The sequence below is a fragment of the Rhizobium sp. FKY42 genome (assembly GCF_005222835.1).
Classification (GTDB): domain Bacteria; phylum Pseudomonadota; class Alphaproteobacteria; order Rhizobiales; family Rhizobiaceae; genus Neorhizobium.
Genome location: NZ_STGA01000001.1, coordinates 1 through 20,556 on the forward strand (window position 1 = coordinate 1; position 20,556 = coordinate 20,556).

Genomic DNA, 20,556 nt, shown 5'->3' on the forward strand with positions numbered 1-20,556 from the left:
AAACCAATACTTTGCCAGCACCATCACACCGCACAAAATCAACGGCTTCCGAGTTGTTCAGGGAGGACTATTTATGAAACCGGTTTCGTCTCGCAGCCCCGCAACGCAGGCCTCGCCGCGGCCGCATCCATCCTCATGGGGCTTGTTCTGGTCGTGCTGACACTCGTGCAACTCGGCATTGGCCGCAAGAATGAAAACAAGGGGAAACGCTGATGAGCGCCGCGATCCGCTTTCTTACGCGCCGCAAAGGTGGCAAGGGCTGGCACTGGACCGATATCGTAACCTGGGTTTGGTTGATCGGTGGCCTGTTTATCATGTTCGGTCCTGCCGTCTGGCTTGCCTTTTCCTCTTTCAAGACGCCGCAAGGGCTTGCGGAATTCCCGCCCAGCATTCTTCCCTATGTTACACAGCAGGTGAAGGTCGAAGGCTATGAAAAGCCGCTAATGCTTTACAACGCGAAGATGCCGGATGGCTCGACGCGGGTTCTGGCGGAAGTCCGGCGCATCGGCATTGTCAGCCAGATGGTCGACCCGAAGGCCCCAGGCGAAATCATCAAGGTGAATATCGGTGATCGTCAGCCGGTACGTGAAGTTTCCTTCGCCACGGAAAACTATACGCAGCCGTTCATGCAGTTCGATTTCTTCCGCTACCTTTGGAACTCGGTCTTCGTAACCGTCACGGCGACCTTGATCACGCTCGTCGTCAATTCCATGGCTGCTTTCGCGCTCTCGAAATACGAGTTTAAAGGCCGTAATCTGGCCATGCTGACGATCCTCGCCACGCTGATGGTGCCGTTGTCCGTCATCCTCGTTCCACTCTATTCGATCATCTCGACGGTTGGTCTGTTCAACAGCCTTTGGGGCGTCATTTTGCCGACCGTAGCAACGCCGACAGGCGTCTTCATCCTGAGACAATATATGCTGACGATACCCGATGAACTCATCGATGCTGCCCGCATGGACAAGGCTTCCGAATGGCAGATCTACTGGCGCATCATCGTGCCGCTGACAGCCCCGGCTCTTGCAGTTCTCGCCATTTTCTCAGTGGTCTGGCGCTGGAACGACTTTCTCTGGCCGCTCATCGTGCTGTCAAGGCGCGAGCTCTACACGCTGCAGGTTGGCCTCAGCATCTATGCGGGAGAGCTGAATGTGCAGTGGCATTACATTCTGGCCATGACGGTTGTCACGATGATCCCCGTCGTCGTTGTCTTCATCTTCCTCCAGCGCTTCATTACCACCGGCATCGCCGGCTCCGGACTGAAATAGGATTATCAAAATGGGTAGCATCACTCTCACGAACATCCAGAAGTCCTATGGCGCCGTGAATGTCCTCCACGACATCAATCTTGCGATTGCCGAAGGTGAGTTCATCGTTTTCGTAGGTCCATCCGGATGTGGAAAGTCCACACTTTTGCGGGTCATAGCAGGGCTGGAGAAGGTCACGGGCGGGGATCTCTCCATCAATGGCGAACGCGTCAACGACGTATCGGCGGCAGATCGCGGGCTTGCTATGGTGTTCCAGTCCTATGCGCTTTATCCGCATATGACAGTGCGCCAGAACCTTGCTTTCGGTCTGGAAAACGCAGGCATGCCCAAGGTCGAGATCACGCAACGCATCGGTGAAGCAGCCCGAATGCTGGAAATTGAACAATATATGGACCGCCGTCCGGGCCAGCTCTCCGGCGGACAGCGCCAACGCGTTGCCATCGGTCGGGCCATTGTGCGTCGTCCAACGGCCTTCCTGCTCGACGAGCCTCTCTCCAACCTTGATGCCGAACTGCGCGTCTCGACCCGTGCGGAAATTGCAGCGCTTCATGCCCGCCTCAAATCGACGATGATCTATGTTACCCATGATCAGGTAGAGGCGATGACACTCGCAAACCGAATCGTGGTCATGCGCGCGGGACGCATCGAGCAGGTTGGAACGCCGCTCGATCTCTATAATCAGCCGGCGAACCGATTTGTGGCGGGCTTCATCGGTGCACCACACATGAACTTTGTTGAAGGTACCCTGGAAAGCCCCAACGGCACCCAGATGCTGCACACAGCGCAAGGTGATGTGCTCCATCTTCCTCAACACGTTGAAAGTATCGCTCCCGGCGCGCCGGTTACTGTTGGTCTTCGCCCCCAACACATCTCACTGTCGGATGATCAATCGGGATTTGCGGCGCAGGTGAAACTGGTTGAGGCACTGGGCTCAGAAACGGTCATCCACGCTTCGGCCTTCGGGACCAAGCTGTTGGCAATTGTGCCAGGCCAACGGCGCATTTCTACAGGCGATACGATCTATCTGTCCTACGCCAATGCTCCCTTGCATCTATTCGACCAGAGCGGCCTGCGGATCGCAACCGTTCAGACGGAAAAAGGCTACTCCCCGACCTTTGTCTGAGGAACGAAAGCTTCGTTTGTCAGTCGGCTGCTTCTCTGCATATTGTCTGCTTTAGCAATGCGAGGAGGAGACAATATGACAGATCGATTCAACGCCATGGTCATTGATCTGGTTGACGGAAAGCCGATAGCCGGATTTCGCGAGATCACAACGGCTGACCTGCCGGATTACGACGTTCTGGTCGAGATTGCCTGTTCGACCGTCAACTACAAAGACGGTCTCGCAATTACGGGCAAGGGGCGCATCGCGCGTCGCACGCCGCTTATTGCAGGTCTGGATCTGGCAGGTACCGTCATTGAATCGCGCTCCCCTGCATGGAAAGCGGGTGACAAAGTTATGGTAAACGGCTGGGGACTGAGCGAAACCGAATCCGGTGGCTATACGCGATACCAACGGCTGAAACCTGAATGGCTGATGCCACTTCCAGAGGCCTTCAGCTTTGAAGAGGCGATGGCCATCGGCACGGCCGGATACACTGCGGCCCTCTGTGTCAATGCGCTCGAAGATTGGGGCGTGATCACCCCCGGGGAGGGCGAGGTTCTGGTCACGGGGGCTGCGGGCGGTGTCGGCTCGGTCGCAATCAGCCTGCTGGCTGCCAAAGGTTACCGCGTCACGGCTTCAACTGCCAGGCCGGAAACGCACGCCTATCTCAGATATCTTGGGGCTTCGCAGATCATCGATAGAGCGACACTTGGCGAAAAGGGTGGGCCGTTACAGAAGGAACGCTGGACCGGCGCGGTCGATACGGTTGGTTCTGTTACTCTGGCAAACATCCTCTCACAAACCGTCTACGGTGGGGCGGTCGCCGCCTGCGGTCTGGCTGGGGGTGCAGACCTTCCGGCGACAGTCATGCCGCATATTCTGCGAGCAGTCACCTTGATCGGCATCGATTCCGTGATGACAGCCATGCCAAAGCGTGCGCGAGCCTGGAAAACCTTGGCGGACCACCTTGATCATGCGCATCTTGCCAGGATGACGAGGGTCGAACCCATGTCGGCTCTGCCGCAATTGGCGCGCGATATCGTATCAGGGCGCATACAGGGACGCGTCGTCGTCAACGTTACCCGATAACTTAGCGATTTAGCAAAATTCGGTCAGGCGATCCTGGCCGTCTTCATCTCGTCGCCAGAACTTTGGTCTTCCTGCTGAAACAGTTCGCGAATCTGTGCCCAGCGCCGCGCAAAAGCCGCAACGCAGGAGGGATCAAAGTGCCTGCCGCTGTTGTTCATGATTTCCTGAAGCGCCTTCTGCAGGGGCCAGGCCTCCTTGTAGGGTCGTTCAGAACAAAGGGCATCGAAGACATCCGCAACAGCGACGATCCTTGCCTCGATCGGAATGTCGGTACCCTTCAGCCCATGGGGATAACCGCTACCATCCCATTTCTCGTGATGGCTCGCTGCAATGCGTTCTGCCGTCCTGATCAGATCGCTGGAGCTATTCTTCAAAATCTCCTGGCCGAATGCCGTGTGCTTCTTCATTTCGGCAAATTCACCTGGTGTCAAACGGCCGGGCTTGAGCAGAATTGCATCCTTGACAGCCAGTTTGCCGACATCATGCAGCGGGGAGGCAAGGAAGATTTCTCTGGCCTGTCTCTCATCAAAGCCGAGTTCCTCGGCGATCATGCGCGCGATCACCGCCACGCGGTCCAGATGCTGTCCTGTCTCGCCGTCCCGACAGCCAATGGCGCGAGAAAGACGCCAGATGATCTCTTCCTCTCGACGCTCCACGCGGGCCATGGCCTCTTCAAACTTGCGTTGAAGTTCTTGCGCCTGGAGAGCCAGTTTGCGTTGCTCGGCGCGGACACACAGGAGATTGGACACGCGGATCTTCAATTCGGATTGATCGAATGGCTTACTGAGGAACTCGGTCGCGCCCGCCTCCATGGCAGCCATCTTTAGGCCAGTTTCAGTGTTTGACGTTACCATGATAACCGGAACCGAAGCGGTTTCCGGCGTCGCTCGCACTTCACGGATAACGTCGATACCACTCATGCCAGGCATCGAGTAATCGACCAGAAGGAGATCGGGCTTTCCATCGGCAAGACTTTGCAGAGCTTTCGTGGGATCTAGAAATGCGGTGACCTCGACATTATCCAAAGACGCAATCGCTTGCTGCATTGCCGCGATCATGGAGCGGCTATCGTCAACCAAAAAGATGCGCATGTTCCGCCGTTTATCGTTCGAGGTCCCCCGGTCGCCGGGTTCGGCCTCGTCAATCCCGAGAGCTCGTTCGATCTCACTTGCGGAACAGTAGATAGACGGTTTCCTAATAAAGAATGAATAGAAGCATGCAACTTCCTGAGGGTTATTGCTTGCTTCAAAGATATGATTTGGGCCGTTCCAAATCTGTTGTTACTGAGCATTTGCACAGCCAGACTTGGCAAGGATGACGACTAAAAGTTACGGGTGCAAGAATGGCGCACGTTAAAGGCGCCATCTCACACGCTTCATCGCTTCTCTTGCCGGGATCCGCGAACTTCTTCCGCTTTCGGCTCGCCTGCATTTTCGCGCTGATGAGCGTCGTTACCGGCAGAAATTACGCCGTGAGCTTCCTCCTTCGCATTCCGTTCTTTCGCCGCTTCGCGGGCAGCGGGTGAAGAAGACTTGTCCATATCTGGCCTCCATTGTTGCTAGCCAATTAACGGACAAGTATGCTCTGTTGTTCCAGACGACCAAAATGCCCTGGAGTTAGGAATATCTTAACACTGATGGCGAATTTGAATTAGACGACACTGATTCAGCAAAGCCAGCCGCCCGCTCAAAATCAGAGTCTTTTCTGAAATAATTTCAGATACTTAACATGATTCTTAAACCCTATCTTTGGTAACGAACTGCCTATTGCGGTGCTCGCAACCATTAGCACTTTTCTAACATCTCAACCCTAGACCTCGAAATGTCTCGAAACGGGACCCTTGGCAATGAGCGCCCGGGCGGTGACAAATGGGGTTGATGGCGTCATGAAGTACGTCTCTCTGCTTGCAATCATTGCAGGCACAAGCAGTCTATTCCTACTCTGGCTCCCTATGAGCCTTCAGGCTCAACTCGTGTTGAGCCTCACGATCCTCGGTTTGATGCTTTTGTCCATGCAGCGACCGGAGAACAAGACCCTTCGTCTGATGACCTTCGTGTATGCAAGCGTTATCGCGCTGCGCTATGCCTATTGGCGCACGACGGATACGCTGCCGGATTCGTCAGATCTCCTGAATTTCATTCCGGGCCTCCTGCTTTACATTGCCGAAATGTACTGCCTGGTCATGCTGGCCATCAACTTCTTCATCGTGGCCGATCCGCTGAAGCGAGCCGCACCAGATGCGCAGGCTGCAGCCGACCTGCCAACGGTGGATGTCTTCGTGCCATCGTATAACGAAGCACCGGATTTGCTTGCGCTGACGCTCGCAGCAGCAAAGAACATGAACTATCCGGCAAGCAAATTGACCGTCTATCTGCTGGATGATGGTGGCACCGATGCAAAATGCGGACACCGGGATCCGGTTGTCGCTCATTCGGCACAGCGTCGGCGGGAAGAATTACAGACACTGTGTGCCGCCCTCGGCGTTCGCTACCATGCCCGCGCGGAAAACACGCATGCAAAGGCCGGCAATCTCAATGCCGGACTGAAAATCTCGAGCAGCGACCTCGTGGTGGTTTTTGATGCCGATCACGCGCCGGTGCGAGAATTCCTCAGCGAGACAGTGGGTTACTTCGCAGCCGATGACCGCCTCTTCCTTGTCCAGACCCCGCATTTTTTCCTGAACCCCGATCCGCTTGAAAAGAACCTCGATACGTTCCGACAGATGCCGTCAGAAAACGAGATGTTCTATTCCATCGTCCAGCGCGGCCTCGACAAGTGGAATGCCTCATTCTTTTGTGGTTCCGCAGCCGTTCTGCGTCGCGCAGCTCTTGAGGAAACAAACGGCTTTCAGGGCCAATCCATCACGGAGGATTGCGAAAGCGCACTCGCACTTCACTGCCGCGGATGGCACAGTGTGTACGTCGACAAGCCCCTGATTGCAGGCTTGCAGCCAGAAACGCTGGTTTCCTTCATCGGCCAGCGGGTCCGCTGGGCTCAAGGCATGTTGCAGATCCTGATCCTGAACCGCCCTTTTCTCCAGCGCGGTCTCACCTTTGCACAGCGCGTTTGTTACGCCGGCACCAACCTTTTCTGGCTGTTCCCGCTGACGCGCCTCACCTTCATGGTTGCGCCGCTCCTCTACATCTTCTTCTCACTTCAGATCTTCCAGGCGAATATTGTTGAATTCGTCTGCTACACACTCACCTATCTGATCTCCTCCTTTGCGATGCAGAATTACCTGTTCGGCAAAGTTCGCTGGCCTTGGGTGTCGGAACTTTATGAGTATGTTCAGGCAGTGATGCTGCTCGGCGCCATCTTCAGCGTCGTTCGCAATCCGCGCAAACCGACCTTCAACGTGACAGCGAAAGGCCAAACGCTTGAAACCAGCAAGCTTTCACCGATCGCTTTGCCTTACTTTGCCATCTTCCTACTTTTGGCAACAGCATCAGCCTATGCAATCTGGCGCTATCTGAGCGAGCCTATGCCGTCAGAACTCCTGCTGATCGTCATCGGCTGGAATCTCATCAATATGGGTCTGGCAGGCGCGGCCCTCGGGGTCGTTGCAGAGCGGCGCGAACGCCGACGCAATCAGCGCCTCAGCGTGCGTCGGCATGCGCTTCTTCATATTGGCAGCGTTGTCCACACCGTCATTCTGACGAATGTTTCCAGCGGCGGCGTTGCGGTAGAGTTCATCGATAATCCTGCGAAGGCAGTTGACGAAGGCGAGGTTTGCAGCCTCGAGCTTCGTCGCAATGGCAAGGCGTTGCGCAAGGACATCGTCTGCCGGGTCGCACGAGGCGGCCCAGATAGGAGCTTCGGCTTCGCCTTTGTCCAGCGCGACCCGGAAACATTCAGCCTGATTGCCGAAATCATGTATTCTGAACAGTCCTTCCTGCAGGACCGGATCAATCTGCGTCAGAAGCCAATCGGCTTCTTTATCGGCACCCTCCGCTTTTCTCTCTGGTCTGTGCGGGAGTGCATGCGCGCCCTCATCTATGCTGCAGGCCTCGTAAGAGAGACACAGCAGACCTCTCATCCAGATGCTGAATTGCTGCTTGTTCCAGCGAACAACCGCGCCAGGAGCGGATCACATGCGGGCTTCGATCCGGGATCGGTGAAGGAGGCGACTTATGCTTAAGCTTTCCAGCATCATTGCAATCGCCTTGTTCAGCATCGCATCCGGCAGCCAGGCGGCCCCCTCCTTGTTGCCCTCCCCTGCGAAGCCGGACCTTACGAACGAGAATGCAGTCAATGCAATTGCGCCATCCGATCCTGCGGGGCTGATACTCTTTCGGGAATCCTTTTTCGAAAGTCGTCTTCAGGGTGAACGGGATGTCAGATATCTGTCGTTCTTCCTGAGCCCGGAGCAAGCGCAGCAAGGTGGCAGCCTGCGGCTAACCTATACCAACGCCGTATCGGTCCGACCGGAGGACGCGACGCTGCACGTTTCGTTCAATGGTCATGCCGGTCAGCAGTTTCCGATCCGCTCCCCGCAAGGCCCAGGGGTCATGGATGTGAAGGCGGAGACAACCGTACTAAAACCCGGTTGGAACACCGTTACCCTCGCCGCGCAGCAGCATCATCGGGTCGATTGTTCCATTGATGCGACCTACGAACTGTGGACGCAGATCGACGTTTCGGACAGTGGCTTCCTGCCTGTCGCAAGCCGTCCTCAAGATCCGGCAGCGGTGCTGATGTCCGTCGGTCGCAATAGCGATGGCCGGACCAGGGTAAGGGTGCTGACGGCTGGCGACATCAAGGCTGGTGCCCGGTATTCGCTCGATGCCGTTCAGACACTCGCTCTCTTGCTCGGGCGCAAGGACCTCTCGGTCGAGTTCACCGCCGCGACGAAAGATGAGCCTGGCATCGATCTCATTATTGGCGATGTCAATTCAAACTGGCAAAGCGAGGAAGGTCAGCGTCTACTGTCTGCGGCACCGACTGGCGTCTCGATCCGATCATCCGGAGCCGGGCGTGTGCAGATGATCATTCGTGGTGCTGGCGAGCAGGCCATCAACGCCGCACTGCTCCAAGCCTTGCATGGCCCCTTGAAACTCGTTCTGGACAGTCGCCACCTGTCTGCAGAGCTGGGTGTTCTGAATGCCGATCAGCCAGGCACGTATCGACTGTCTGACCTCGCCTATCGCGCAGAGCCCTTTGCCGGGCGCCTTTTCCGCACCAGCTTCCAGACCGTCATGCCCGCCGACTTCTACCCTGGCGACTATGGCGCGATGACCCTGAAGCTCAATGCCGCAACCGCACCGAAATTGGCGCCAGGCGCGCAGCTTGTCGTCCGCGTCAACGAGAAGGCGGTAACAAGCCATGGCCTCATCGACCCGAACGGCACGATCCTGAAGGACAAGACGCTAGATATTCCGCTTCGGGCCTTCCGTCCGGGCATTAACACGGTGGATATTCTGGCAGAACTGCCAAAGGAAGAGGACACGGTCTGCGATCCCGCCGCCCGTGATGAAAGCAAGCCGAGATTCCTGCTTCTGGAAGAAACAAGCATTTCGGTGCCTGCCTTAGCGCGCGCAGGCCGCGTGCCGGATCTGGCGGCTTTTGCCGGAAAGGCCTATCCTTTCAGTCGCACGGAAAAGCTCGATCTTCTGGTTTCGGCACCGTCCAGTGTTCAGCTGGGTGCCGCAGCAACGCTGATATCACGATTGGCGGTCAGTGCAGGCCAGCCCATGGCAGCGAACCTCATCTCGGATCAGGAAGCCCGGAGCGCAACGCCAGACCGTAATCGATTGGTCCTCGCCACGGCTCAAGGACAGAGCCTGCTCAAATCCGCGCGGCTGACGGCACCTTCATTGGATGATCTGACAACCGCATCGGTATTAGGTCATGGAAACACGGTCGCTGAACCCTCCGATCCACGCGCTCTTCTGGATGCGTTTCAGGCACGAACATCTCAGGATCGGGATGAACCAGGTATTACCGAAAATCTGATTACCGGCTTTCAACGCGCAATCAATGTCGTCGGCCGTTGGCTGCAATATCGTGAAGCGGAGAGTGATCCTGCACCCATCAGAAGCTCCGAGGTGCTCGCGACACTATCGCAGGTTCAAAGTGAAACAGGAACCTCCGTTGTAACGACCGTCAGCGCCGCAACCGATGCCGAGCTATCCAAGGCTATCGATCATCTGACCGATCCTGCGGCATGGTCGAAATTGAACGGAGGGTCTGCCACCGTTCTACGATCCACGGGCGAAGTCATTTCGACACCTGCGGGCGCCTACAGTTTCTATCCACTCGCAGATAGGAGCTTTGCAAATCTGCGCCGACTGGCCGCCGCCTGGCTGTCCGACCACATTGCCCTCTATGCCTTCACCGTCGTCATCCTGGTCAGCCTGATCGGTCTCTGGCTGGGCTATATCGTGCCACGCAAGGGTGTGAGGAGCGTCGAATGAACAACAGGCTCAACCTGCTCAGGTCCGCAACCTGCACAGTTCTCATTCTAACCGGCAGCTTCCACGAAAGCAGCGCCTCCAGCCTGCTGCCTGCCGAACAGGCGCAGCCCATGCCGGATGCAATCGCCCGAAAGCCGCAATTGGCGAAGCCGAGGCCTTCGCCGGACCCGGTTGAGCTGGCGGCGCTCTATTACTATGCGCAGCAGGGCCAGAAAGAGCGTGTGGATCGCGAGATCCGCCGCATCAGCATCAAGTATCCGGACTTCGCAGTGCCGGGTGATCTCTTCCAGCCTGTGGAGGAGAGAAAGGTCGATGAAACCGTTCTTTGGCGGCTTTACGAAAAAGACGATTACGTTGGCATCGACAACGAAATCAGCCGCCTCGCAAGCGAGAATACCGGCTGGGAGCCGTCCTCCGACTTCCAGCAGAAGCTCAATAGGCGCAAACAACGCTTCGAGATGGTGCGGGCGACGAAGGCAGAGGACTGGGCCTCTGTGATCGCGGCCGGTCATGACCTTGATCCAAAAAGCGAAACAGAAGCCGATCTTCTCTGGATGCTGGTGGATGCCTATAGCCGCAATGGCATGCTGGATCAGGCAAGCCTTATCTACCAGGGCATCCTCTTTCGCGAAGGAGAACGGCGTCTGAGCGATGATGTGCTGATCACCACGTTGCAGAAGGCGGCCCGCGATTTTCCGGCAACGGAACTGCGTCAGGTCATCCGCCAGCTATCCGTTTCGCCTACCATCGCTACACGAAGCAAGAGCCTGGAGCTCGATCTCATGCGCCGCGAGCTGGCGGATTATGTGGCCGGTATCGAAGGTGCGACCGAGCCACTGCCTGCAATGCTGGTTGCCCTGCGGCGTTCCGCTGACGAGAAGACGGGCAACAAGGACCAGATCCTTCTTGGCTGGTACTATCTCAAGGTCGCGCAGCGCAAGGAAGCCGAAACCTGGTTCCGGCGCGCACTTGCCTCCGCTCCCTCTTCCGAAGCTTTGAAGGGCCTGAGCCTGACGCTTTTGCAAGACGAAAAACGAGCGGAGGCCTTCCAGGTCGTCAGCGATAATCTTGCGCTCGCATCGCAGGATTGGGAAAGCTTCCTGCCTGCGCTTGCTGTGGCGTTCACAGAGAAAAGCGACAAGAACCCCGATCCGAAAGCGGTGGAAGCTTTCGCGAATGCAATCCAGGCCGCTCAATCGCCGGAGCATGCAGAACTGCTCGGCTGGTATGCCTATAATGGGCTGCAGTTCGAATCCGCTCAGGCCTGGTTCCGCAAGTCTTTCGAGTGGAAGCCGTCAGCAGCCGCTTTGAAAGGCCAATTGCTTGTCAGCCTTCAACGAAAGGACAAAACGACCTTTGGTGACCTTGAGGCGCGGTTTGGTGGCGACTATCGTGCGGTCTTCGCGGACCTGAAAGCTGCACGGGCGCCGACAGGACAAAAGGGGCAGACCGTTGCCACTCCATCCGACCAGGGACAGCCGCAGTATCTCGTAAGCTTCAAGGCCCGTCGATATGGAGACTGCCTTGCCGATCTTTCGAAGAAGGCGGCTTCCGGGCGGCTGGATGCGAATGCCGAACTGATCCGTGGCTGGTGCAGCCTCTCACTCAACCGGATTTCCGAGGCACGGTCTGCCTTCGAAACAGCGGTGCGCGGCGGTGGCGGCAAAGGCGATGATGCACTGTATGGTCTCGGACTGACCTTGCTGCGGGCAAGACTGACTGCCGATGCCGAAACACTGCTGGTGCGGGGTGGTTTTTCCCCGGCACGCGAGCGTGAATTGCGGTCCGAACTGCTGTGGCAGAAGGCGCGCATAGCCTTCGACCAAAAACGTTACGCCGAGGTGATCGCAAGCCTCGATATGCGTCTGCAGCTTGCTCCGGAAGCAGTCGGCATGACGCAAATGCGCGCATGGTCTCACTATCATTTGGGCAACCTCACCCAGTCAAAGGCAATCTTTACCGCCCTCAATCAGGTGGTTCGCGACGCAGGCAATACCCGCGGAATAACGGCCATCGAAGAACGCATGGGACTATGGCGATGAAATCTTTTCCTGTTGTCCTCCTCGCGCTCGCAATGTTGAGCGCATGCAGCACCACGTCCGATGCCTGGCTCGATCATCAGGTAACATCAAGCACGGTCGGCGCGGCACCTTCTCTCAACCGCGAAGTGCCGCTTCACATGGCTTGGGCCCAGCTTACCACACTTGGACAGAGCCCAATCAGCATCCGTGTACTTTCGGCGGAGGGGAGCGAAATTCAGCAGATCGTCTATCCAGCCACATCCAGTTTACCGGGCGAAAACATGCTGATCATAGAACGCAGCGCAAACGCCAATCTACGTCTTTCTCGCGCTCCATCCGCCGCAGCGCTCCAGACAGAGATGGCTCAAGCACTTCCGGATATCCGCATGACCGTGGATCCGATTATTCGCATCAATGCTTTTGGGCCGTATGGCACAGCCTCGGGTACATCGGAGAAGGGTGAGCGCTGTATCTATGCATGGCAGCAGGTCAAGATCTGGTCAGGCTCGGCGAAGGACACAAGCGCCAAGGTCCGTCTTCGCTACTGCGATCGGAACATGGATATGGCACAACTTGCCAATCTGCTGAGCGGGTTTTCGACCGGTATGGTGACCACGGGCGGAATGACTGGGCCACCGGTTGCGTCCGGTCAACCAGATTCTATCCTGCAGGAACGACAGTTGCCGACGGTGAAGCACATCCATGATGTCTCAGGCGTCCAGAAACGCGAAGAGACAGCCAAGACCACGCCAGCGGCGGCAGTGGTGCCACTGCCCGCATCATGATTTACGATGGAAGACCCTTCTATTTGAGGAGGCCGACGCAGGCCTTTGTATCGATCGGACCATTCAAAGCCTCAGCCAGTGCAGCAAACTGAGGCCGGTCTCTACCGCCGCGCGGCTGGATGTTCAGCATTTCATCTTCAGGCCACCAGTCGCCTGCTGCCCAATAGGCCCAGCCAAGCCAGACATCCGCATTTTTCTCGACCGTGGAGACCATTTCCTTCGCGGATGCAATGCAGGCGGAATCGGCAGGAACCCCGAACTCTCCCAGAAAGCCTCTTTTGCCGTTATCCCTCAGCCATTGGGAAAGCTTCGCCACGGCAGCGACAGCCTCCGCGCCGCGGGAACAATCACGGTTGGTGCCGGAAAAATCCTTGTCCGAGTACTGGTGAATTTCGATGGCGCTGCGGTTGGCAGGGTCCCGGAAACGGCCAAGAGCCTCGGCATTGGCGCCGCCATACCAATCACCAAACCAACTATGGGCACCGGTCCAGGCCGTGCCAGGAACAAGAATGAGATTCAGCGCAGCATTCTTACGAATGGCGGACGTGGCGGCATTGGCGGCATCCACCCAGTCCTTTGCCGAGATCCCGTGCGGTTCGTTCATCAGCGCGAAAATCACCGATGGATCCGACTTGAAAACAGCTGACAGCCGTACCCAGAAATCCACGAAACTGGAGACCGGCACAGCCTTGGAACCAATGAGTTGCCCGCGATAGCGCGCGTAGTTATGCGGATCGAGCACGACCTTCAGACCAAGCGCCCGCATGGAGGATACCGTTTCGGTCAGGCGATCGAGCTCGGCCTGATCGAACGGAGCGTCAAGTTTCGGCTGAAGACGCTCCCACAAAAACGGCAAGCGAACGGACGTAAAACCTTTCTCTGCGAAATAACTGATCGTCTGCTGGCTCGGATAGGCATAGGCCTGACCATGCAGACCATCGACCGGGCCGAACTCGGCACCGGCCAGATTGATGCCGTGAAGGCAGGTTCCAGCCGCCAGGGTCTCGGGTGCCGCCACCAAAAAAGCCAGTAAGCCAGCGATTGCCGCCCGAACCCGCATCTGCTCTGATCCTTGTCCCATTGCATGTCAGGCAAACTGGCCTAATCCCTGAATGCTCGCAATGATAGCCGGATCGCAAACGCTATCGGAGCGTTGTATGGTCAACAAATTGTTCATACGGTTGCGACCTCACAGCACACCGCGACGGTTCAGAGCAACCGAATAAACGCTTGTCGAAGCAGTGATGAACAGCACATGCCGGTGCCTGCCGCCGAAGCAGACATTCGAGACGACCTGCGGAATTTTGATTTTGCCGAGAAGTTGTCCCTGCGGCGAGAGGCACTGAACCCCATCCGCCGCCGAGGACCAGATATTGCCGTCCGTATCCACACGGAACCCGTCGGCGCAACCGGGCTTGATGCTGTGCAGCACCCCGCCGCCGGAAAGTGACCAGTTCGCCCCGACATCAAAGGCGCGGATATGTTGCGCGTCACCGGAATGCATGCGGCCGGTATCTGCCACATAGAGCTGCTTCTCATCCGGGCTGAACGCGAGGCCGTTCGGGCAGTTGAAGTCGGTCAGAACCGCTTTGATCTCACCGCTCGGATCGATGCGATAGACATGGCAGGGCAGCTCCTGCACCGACTTCTCGCCCTCATAATCCATGGCGATGCCGTAATGCGGATCAGTGAACCAGACTGCACCGTCGGAGGCTACGATCACATCATTGGGTGAATTCAGCCGCTTGCCATGATAGCGATCCGCCAGCACGGTGATGGAGCCGTCACGCTCGGTTCGCGTCACCCGTCGCGTCAGATGCTCGCAGGTTATCAGGCGACCTTCCCGGTCTCGTGTATTGCCGTTCGAATAATTGGACGGCGCGCGGAACACAGAGGTTCCGACGCCCGGTATCCAGCGCATCATTCGGTTGTTGGGTATATCGGAGAACAGCAGGCAGTTCAGGTCCCCAAACCACACCGGCCCCTCCACCCAGTCGAAACCGGTCGCGATCTCCTTTACCGGCGCGTTGCCCAGCACGAAGCGTGAAAACTCCGGTTCGACGACCTCGAAAAACGACATGAACTGACCCTCCCAACCACTACCTCCGGCCTCACTCAAGAGAATCGGATCTGCGCCTTCATGGCTTTGCTTCTATCGGAAGCTATCTCAAATGCCGAGATTGCGTCGTCAAGCGCAACCGTGTGGGTGATCAGCGGCTTCACGTCGATAAGCCCCTTTTGCATCAGTCCGACACCCACCGCAAACTCCTCATGGAAGCGGAACGAGCCGCGCAGTTCCAGTTCCTTTGCGGTAATTGCCATCATTGGCAGGCTCATATCTCCACCCAGACCGAGCTGAACAATGATCCCGCGGGGACGAAGGGCCGCAATGCCGCCCGCCAGCGCAACGGCTGCACCCGAGCACTCGTAGAGCACATCGAATGTGCCCTTGTCCGCAGAATAGGCTGACAGCGCCTCCGGCTCCTCCTTTGTATTGATGGTGCGGTCGGCGCCGGCGGCTTTCGCCATTTGAAGCGTGAAATCGGAAAGATCCGTCGCGACAATTTCCGCAGCACCGGCGCGTCTGGCGGCAAGGATGGAGAGCAAGCCAATCGGGCCGCAACCGGTGACCAGCACGCGCTTGCCCAACATTTCGCCCGCCCGTCGCGTTGCATGCAAAGTGACAGCCAGCGGTTCGGCCATCGCTGCCTCACCCGCAGAAAGACCATCGGCGGGAACGCACTGAATGGCATCTGCCACCAGACTTTCGCGGAAAGCACCCTGGATGTGCGGGAAAGGCATGGCGCTGCCGTAGAACCGCATGTTCAGGCACTGATTATGCAGCCCCTGCTGGCAATAGCGGCAGGTATGGCACGGCCTGGACGGAGAAACCGCCACCAGCTGACCAAGCTCAAGACCGCTCACGCCTTCCCCGAGTTCCTCGACATAGGCGGAAACTTCGTGGCCGAGGATCATCGGCTCCTTCAGTCGAACCGTGCCGAAGCCACCGTGATTGTAATAGTGAAGGTCGCTGCCGCAGACGCCGCCAGTGGCCAGCCGCAACTTCACTTCGCCGCGCCCCGGTGCAGTTACCGGATGTTCTTCAATGCGCAGATCCTTCGCCGCGTGTGCAACAATTGCTCTCATGGTTCTGTTTCCTCAGATCACCGGCGTCAGCAGGGCGCGTCCATCAAAATGCGCTGTCAGGTTATCGCGAACCAGCTGGCCCATGGCCTTGCGGGTTTCGACCGTTCCAGATGCATGGTGCGGCTGCAACAGAACATTATCGAGCGCCAGAAAGCGCGGGTTCAGCTTCGGCTCGCCCTCGAAAACATCCAGCGCTGCAGATCCAAGCTTGCGGCTTTCCAGCGCCTCCAGAAGCGCCTCTTCATCAATGTTGGATGCACGGGAAATGTTGATGAGCATACCCTCTGGACCGAGAGCGGCAATCACGTCTTTGCCCACAATGTGCCGCGTTTCGGCAGACGCGGCGAGCGTGACGAACAGAAAATCCGAGCGCTGTGCCAACGCGACCGGATCGCTGATGAACTCCATGCCTTCGGCGTATGGCTTGGCAGACACATCGCTGTAGGCAATATCCATGTCGAAGCCCTTGAGACGCTTGGCCACTTCAAAGCCGATGCGGCCAAGGCCCAGAATACCCGCCTTGCGGCCCCAGACGCGGCGCTTGAGCGGATAAAGACCCTTCGCGGCCCAGCTTCCATCCTTCACCCAGGTTTCTGCGCCAATCATTCCGCGCGATTGCACCAGCATCATGGCAATGCCCAGATCAGCCACGTCATTGGTCAGCACGTCCGGCGTATTGGTAACGCGGATAGAGCGCTCACGGCAGGCCGGCAGATCCACCGCGTCGTAACCCACACCATAAACGGAGATGACTTCGAGGTTCGGGCAGGCCTCGATCATGGCTCTGTTTGCGCCCAGCTCTCCGCGAGTCGCAATGCCACGAACCTGCGGGCCGACCTGAGTAAGAAAGGCATGCTTATCCTCGGCCTCAAAATAGCGGTGCACCTGAAAAGCATCGTTTAAAGGCTCCTCGTCCCATTGCGGATAGGGTCCAACCTGCAGGATGTGCGGTTTCGCCATTGCTAAAATTCCTCCACGAAAATCGTCTTGACACTTGATGTTATCGATAACATAAACGCACAAGATGACGGTTGTCGAGATGCAAGAGGGAGGAAAACATGTCGCTTGCACTTTTTGATCTGAAGGGCCGTCGGGCGCTTATCACGGGTTCGTCGCAGGGGATAGGCTTTGCCTTGGCAAAGGGAATGGCGGACGCGGGAGCCGATCTCGTGTTGAACGGCCGCGATCCTGCAAAGCTTGCCGAGGCCGCAAAGAGGTTCTCAAAGCCGGTTCAGGTTCTGAATTTCGATGTGACGGACCACGGCGCGGCACGCGAGGCGATCGATCGTTTTGAAGCTGAACATGGTGCTATCGATGTTCTGGTCAACAACGCTGGCATGCAGCATCGCGGACCGTTGGAAGACTTCCCGGAAGACGCTTTCGAGCGCCTGCTGAAAACCAATATCTCCAGCGTTTTCCATGTGGGTCAGGCCGTTGCCCGCCACATGATCAAGCGCGGCCGCGGCAAGATCATCAACATTGCCAGCGTACAAACGGCGCTGGCCCGCCCCTCCATCGCGCCCTACACCGCCACCAAGGGTGCCGTGGGCAACTTGACCAAGGGCATGGCGACGGATTGGGCGAAGTACGGCTTGCAATGCAACGCCATTGCGCCCGGCTATTTCGACACACCGCTGAACGCCGCGCTAGTCAGCGATCCAGCTTTCACCAGCTGGCTTGAAAAGCGCACGCCGGCTGGACGCTGGGGCAAGGTGGAAGAACTGGTCGGTGCTTGCATTTTCCTGGCATCCGAAGCATCGACCTTCGTCAACGGCCACATCCTCTATGTGGATGGCGGCATCACGGTGTCGCTCTGATGGCGGATATCCAGAAGTTCGTCATAATGGGTGTTTCCGGCTCCGGCAAGTCTTCGGTCGGTGCAGCTCTCTCCGAGAAGACGGGCGCGCCCTATGTCGATGGCGATGACCTTCACCCCAAAAGCAACATCGAAATGATGAGCGCGGGCATTCCGCTGACCGACAAAGACCGTTGGCCCTGGCTTGCCGCTGTGGGCGAACGGCTGGGCAGCCATGAGGGGGAGATCTTCATCGGCTGCTCCGCTCTCAAGCGCTCCTACCGCGACCTGATCCGCGAAAAGGCCGGAGAACCGGTTCTCTTCATTCATCTGACGGGTGCGAAAGAGGTGATTGCCGAGCGCATGAAACATCGCCCCGGTCACTTCATGCCCACTTCTCTGCTGGACAATCAGTTTGCGACGCTGGAACCGCCGGGAGAAGGGGAAATGTCTGTCGATGCCGATATCGGGCAGCCTCTGAACGAGGTGGTCCGGGACATTCTGAACAAGATCGGAAGGAAGTGACGATGAGCAACCGGGTCGCCCTGATCGGCGCAGGCGCAATGGGTGGGGCGATCGGTCAGCGCCTAGCCGAGACGGGTCAGCAACTGACGGTATTCGATCCCGATCCGGTCAAGATTGCCGCACTTGAGGCCTTCGGCGCGAAAGGTGCAGCAAGTGCTGCGGAAGCCGCTTCCGTTTCGGATTTCGTCATCCTCAGCCTCAATGCGCCAAAGATTGTGCGGCTGGCGGTTTTCGGTGAAAAGGGTGTCGCGGCTGGGGCGGCTCCCGGCACACTCATCATCGACATGTCGTCCATCGACCCGGAGGCGACCAAGGAACTTGCGGCAGAGGCGGCTGAAAAAGGCTTGCGCTGGGTGGATAGTCCGCTTTCCGGCGGCGCTCCGAAAGCCTTGATCGGTCAGTTGACCCTGATGGCGGGAGGCAGCGAGCAGGATGTGCGCGATGCCCACAAGGTTCTGCAGCATGTTTCTTCCAACTACACCCATATGGGACCGGTTGGTGCGGGACAGACAACGAAGCTCATCAATCAGGTGCTGTGCGGATTGAACTTTCTGGCGGTCGCAGAGGCCACGCAGCTGGCGCTGGATGCCGGTGTCGATGCAGCAAAAATCCCGCAAGCGCTGAAAGGCGGGCGCGCCGATAGCGCCATCCTGCAGGAATATATGCCGCGTTTTGTCACGAAGGATTACCGCCGCACCGGCCGGATCGACAACATGGTGAAGGATCTGAACGGCGCGCAGGATCTTGCCCGCCGGACAAACACCGCCATGCCGCTGACCGCCGTTTGCGCGGAGGTACACCGCATGCTGACCGCAGCCGGACTTGGCGGTGAGGATCAGGCAGCGCTGATGGAGTTTTTCAAGGGAGCGAAAAGGGAGATTTCGCCATGATTACACGCTATGCCTTGTTTGAAGGCACTGTAAAGCCCGGCCAGACGGAAGCCTTTCGCGCGGCTGTGATGGACGAGATCTTGCCGAAGTGGAAGCAGTTTCCGGGTGCACTTGATGTACGGGTGTCCTTCGCGGAAGCCCGAGATGATGGCGCGCCGGAGTTCCCGATGATCCTCGCCGTCAATTATCCCAGCATCGAGGCCGTCGAACAGGCGCTGGCAAGTCCTGTGCGAACCGAAGCGCGGGCCGCGACAGAAAGCGTGCTCTCTCGTTTCTTCGATGGCCGCATTCATCATCACGTGACGCTGGCCAACGAATTTCCGCTTTGATTGACGGATCTTTGGTGTTACCCGCCACCTCCACTTGCGCCGGTTTAATAAACAGGCTCTAGTTGGATGGTATCGATAACAAAGGCGTTTGATGAGCCAGATCCGTAAACCGCCCACCATGGCGGACATTGCGCGCGTTACCGGCGTTTCGCCGATGACGGTTTCGCGTGCGTTCAAGACGGACAGCCTTATCAGCAAAGAAACGCGAGACGCCATCTTAAAGGCTGCGGAAGATCTGGGCTATGTGTTCGATGCCACGGCGTCGAACCTGCGATCCCAGAAAACCGATTTCGTGGCCGTCACGATCCCCTCGATCAACAATGCGAACTTTGCGGATACGGTGGGCGGGCTCTCCGAAACGCTCTCCGCCCGCAACATGCAGATCCTGCTGGGCTACACCAATTACGACATGCAGGAGGAGGAGCGACTGATCGAACAACTGCTCCGCCGCAAGCCTGAAGCCATAGTCGTGACAGGCGGAAAACACACGGCACGTGCCCGCAAGCTGCTGGAGAATGCGCCGATCCCGGTCATCGAAACCTGGGATGTTCCAGCCGAACCAATTGGCCACTTCGTCGGCTTCTCCAATGCGGGCGTCGTGCGTGAGATGGTGGATCATCTTGTGAGGAGCGACTATAGCCGTATCGCCTTCATTGGCGGCGATGTGGGGCGCGATACGCGCGGCAGCGACCGCAGGCAGGGGTTTCTGGAGGCTATGCGCCAACACGGGCTCGATACGTCCCGCCTGATTGCAGCAGGCCCGCCGCCCATCTCCATGCGGGAAGGTGCCAATGCCATGGCGCGGCTACTCGAACAGTTTCCTGATACTGAAGCCGTGATCTGCGTGTCGGATCTTTCCGCCTTCGGTGCCTTGACCGAATGTCAGCGGCGGGGCCTGCGCGTGCCGGAAGACATCTCGATCGGCGGCTTCGGCGACTATGAGATCGGCAGTATTTGTGTGCCGACACTGACCACGATCGATGCGCATGCCCGCGACATCGGGCGCAAGACCGGCTCTCTGCTTCTGGACATTCTCGACGGAAAACAGAATGTAGGTGATGTGCTCATCGAGCCGCAACTGATCGTTCGCGAAAGCACCCGCTGAACTTGATGTTCTACGGAAAAAGTCATGACCTCCACCAGAGGTGGAGGTTTGAAACGCTGCGCTTGAACCGCTAGAAGCGGTTTTGCT

18 protein-coding genes and 1 pseudogene are annotated in these 20,556 nt (G+C 57.6%); 13 read left to right on the plus strand and 6 right to left on the minus strand.

Annotated features, from left to right (window positions below):
• The 4 genes and pseudogenes from E8M78_RS23505 to E8M78_RS00020 all read left to right on the plus strand — a co-directional run.
• A pseudogene (locus tag E8M78_RS23505) lies at nucleotides 1-213 on the plus strand (hypothetical protein); the annotation flags it as partial.
• The gene (locus E8M78_RS00010; RefSeq protein ID WP_137133108.1) at nucleotides 213-1,265 is read left to right on the plus strand and encodes a carbohydrate ABC transporter permease; all 1,053 of its coding nucleotides are present in this window, start codon (nucleotides 213-215) and stop codon (nucleotides 1,263-1,265) included. The pseudogene E8M78_RS23505 and the gene E8M78_RS00010, both read left to right, overlap by 1 nt.
• A gap of 10 nt (nucleotides 1,266-1,275) precedes the next feature.
• Nucleotides 1,276-2,388: a sn-glycerol-3-phosphate ABC transporter ATP-binding protein UgpC gene (gene ugpC / locus E8M78_RS00015; RefSeq protein WP_137133109.1), complete on the plus strand. Its 1,113-nt coding sequence runs from the start codon at nucleotides 1,276-1,278 to the stop codon at nucleotides 2,386-2,388.
• Between the two features lie 75 nt (nucleotides 2,389-2,463).
• Nucleotides 2,464-3,459, plus strand: a complete 996-nt coding sequence (locus E8M78_RS00020) for an MDR family oxidoreductase (RefSeq protein WP_137133110.1) — start codon at nucleotides 2,464-2,466, stop codon at nucleotides 3,457-3,459.
• Between the two features lie 23 nt (nucleotides 3,460-3,482).
• Here the strand turns inward: E8M78_RS00020 and E8M78_RS00025 are convergent, their stop codons facing one another.
• Together E8M78_RS00025 and E8M78_RS23205 are read right to left on the minus strand one after the other, a co-directional pair.
• The gene (locus tag E8M78_RS00025) at nucleotides 3,483-4,550 is read right to left on the minus strand and encodes an HD domain-containing phosphohydrolase (RefSeq protein WP_137133111.1); all 1,068 of its coding nucleotides are present in this window, start codon (nucleotides 4,548-4,550) and stop codon (nucleotides 3,483-3,485) included.
• A 284-nt stretch (nucleotides 4,551-4,834) separates the two neighbouring features.
• Nucleotides 4,835-4,999: a hypothetical protein gene (locus E8M78_RS23205; RefSeq protein WP_170973272.1), complete on the minus strand. Its 165-nt coding sequence runs from the start codon at nucleotides 4,997-4,999 to the stop codon at nucleotides 4,835-4,837.
• A 345-nt stretch (nucleotides 5,000-5,344) separates the two neighbouring features.
• On the opposite strand from E8M78_RS23205, the gene bcsA reads away from it, so the two are divergent.
• Genes bcsA through bcsN form a run of 4 tightly spaced genes read left to right on the plus strand, consistent with a single transcriptional unit; the run spans nucleotide 5,345 to nucleotide 12,678 of the window.
• Nucleotides 5,345-7,597 carry a UDP-forming cellulose synthase catalytic subunit gene (gene bcsA / locus E8M78_RS00030; protein WP_137133112.1) on the plus strand — a complete coding sequence of 751 codons (2,253 nt, stop codon included), beginning with the start codon at nucleotides 5,345-5,347 and terminating at the stop codon, nucleotides 7,595-7,597.
• Nucleotides 7,590-9,872, plus strand: a complete 2,283-nt coding sequence (locus tag E8M78_RS00035; RefSeq protein WP_137133113.1) for a cellulose biosynthesis cyclic di-GMP-binding regulatory protein BcsB — start codon at nucleotides 7,590-7,592, stop codon at nucleotides 9,870-9,872. Before bcsA ends, E8M78_RS00035 begins: the two co-directional genes overlap by 8 nt.
• Entirely contained in the window at nucleotides 9,869-11,914 is a 2,046-nt protein-coding gene (locus tag E8M78_RS00040; protein ID WP_137133114.1) for a hypothetical protein, read from the plus strand. Before E8M78_RS00035 ends, E8M78_RS00040 begins: the two co-directional genes overlap by 4 nt.
• A complete protein-coding gene (bcsN, locus tag E8M78_RS00045) occupies nucleotides 11,911-12,678 on the plus strand; it encodes a cellulose biosynthesis protein BcsN (RefSeq protein WP_137133115.1) in 768 nt (255 codons plus the stop codon). The genes E8M78_RS00040 and bcsN overlap by 4 nt, the downstream gene beginning before the upstream one ends.
• Before the next feature lie 19 nt (nucleotides 12,679-12,697).
• Here the strand turns inward: bcsN and E8M78_RS00050 are convergent, their stop codons facing one another.
• The 4 genes from E8M78_RS00050 to E8M78_RS00065 all read right to left on the minus strand — a co-directional run bounded on the left by E8M78_RS00050 (nucleotide 12,698) and on the right by E8M78_RS00065 (nucleotide 16,785).
• Nucleotides 12,698-13,738 carry a glycoside hydrolase family 5 protein gene (locus E8M78_RS00050; protein ID WP_246658159.1) on the minus strand — a complete coding sequence of 347 codons (1,041 nt, stop codon included), beginning with the start codon at nucleotides 13,736-13,738 and terminating at the stop codon, nucleotides 12,698-12,700.
• 129 nt (nucleotides 13,739-13,867) lie between these two features.
• Complete coding sequence (locus E8M78_RS00055; RefSeq protein WP_137133117.1) at nucleotides 13,868-14,758, minus strand: SMP-30/gluconolactonase/LRE family protein; 891 nt, start codon at nucleotides 14,756-14,758, stop codon at nucleotides 13,868-13,870.
• Nucleotides 14,759-14,793: 35 nt separating this feature from the next.
• The gene (locus E8M78_RS00060) at nucleotides 14,794-15,825 is read right to left on the minus strand and encodes an L-idonate 5-dehydrogenase (protein ID WP_137133118.1); all 1,032 of its coding nucleotides are present in this window, start codon (nucleotides 15,823-15,825) and stop codon (nucleotides 14,794-14,796) included.
• A gap of 12 nt (nucleotides 15,826-15,837) precedes the next feature.
• Nucleotides 15,838-16,785 (minus strand): 2-hydroxyacid dehydrogenase, encoded by a 948-nt coding sequence (locus tag E8M78_RS00065; RefSeq protein WP_137133119.1) that lies wholly within the window; start codon nucleotides 16,783-16,785, stop codon nucleotides 15,838-15,840.
• Between the two features lie 98 nt (nucleotides 16,786-16,883).
• Between E8M78_RS00065 and E8M78_RS00070 the strand changes: the two genes are divergently transcribed.
• The 5 genes from E8M78_RS00070 to E8M78_RS00090 all read left to right on the plus strand — a co-directional run bounded on the left by E8M78_RS00070 (nucleotide 16,884) and on the right by E8M78_RS00090 (nucleotide 20,469).
• Nucleotides 16,884-17,642, plus strand: coding sequence for an SDR family oxidoreductase (locus tag E8M78_RS00070; protein WP_137133120.1), 759 nt, complete (start codon nucleotides 16,884-16,886; stop codon nucleotides 17,640-17,642).
• Nucleotides 17,642-18,145, plus strand: coding sequence for a gluconokinase (locus tag E8M78_RS00075; RefSeq protein WP_137133121.1), 504 nt, complete (start codon nucleotides 17,642-17,644; stop codon nucleotides 18,143-18,145). The genes E8M78_RS00070 and E8M78_RS00075 overlap by 1 nt, the downstream gene beginning before the upstream one ends.
• Before the next feature lie 2 nt (nucleotides 18,146-18,147).
• Nucleotides 18,148-19,035: an NAD(P)-dependent oxidoreductase gene (locus E8M78_RS00080; RefSeq protein ID WP_170973273.1), complete on the plus strand. Its 888-nt coding sequence runs from the start codon at nucleotides 18,148-18,150 to the stop codon at nucleotides 19,033-19,035.
• Complete coding sequence (locus E8M78_RS00085) at nucleotides 19,032-19,364, plus strand: hypothetical protein (RefSeq protein WP_062556980.1); 333 nt, start codon at nucleotides 19,032-19,034, stop codon at nucleotides 19,362-19,364. Before E8M78_RS00080 ends, E8M78_RS00085 begins: the two co-directional genes overlap by 4 nt.
• Nucleotides 19,365-19,455: 91 nt before the next feature.
• A complete protein-coding gene (locus E8M78_RS00090) occupies nucleotides 19,456-20,469 on the plus strand; it encodes a LacI family DNA-binding transcriptional regulator (RefSeq protein ID WP_137133123.1) in 1,014 nt (337 codons plus the stop codon).
• Nucleotides 20,470-20,556 lie beyond the last annotated feature (87 nt).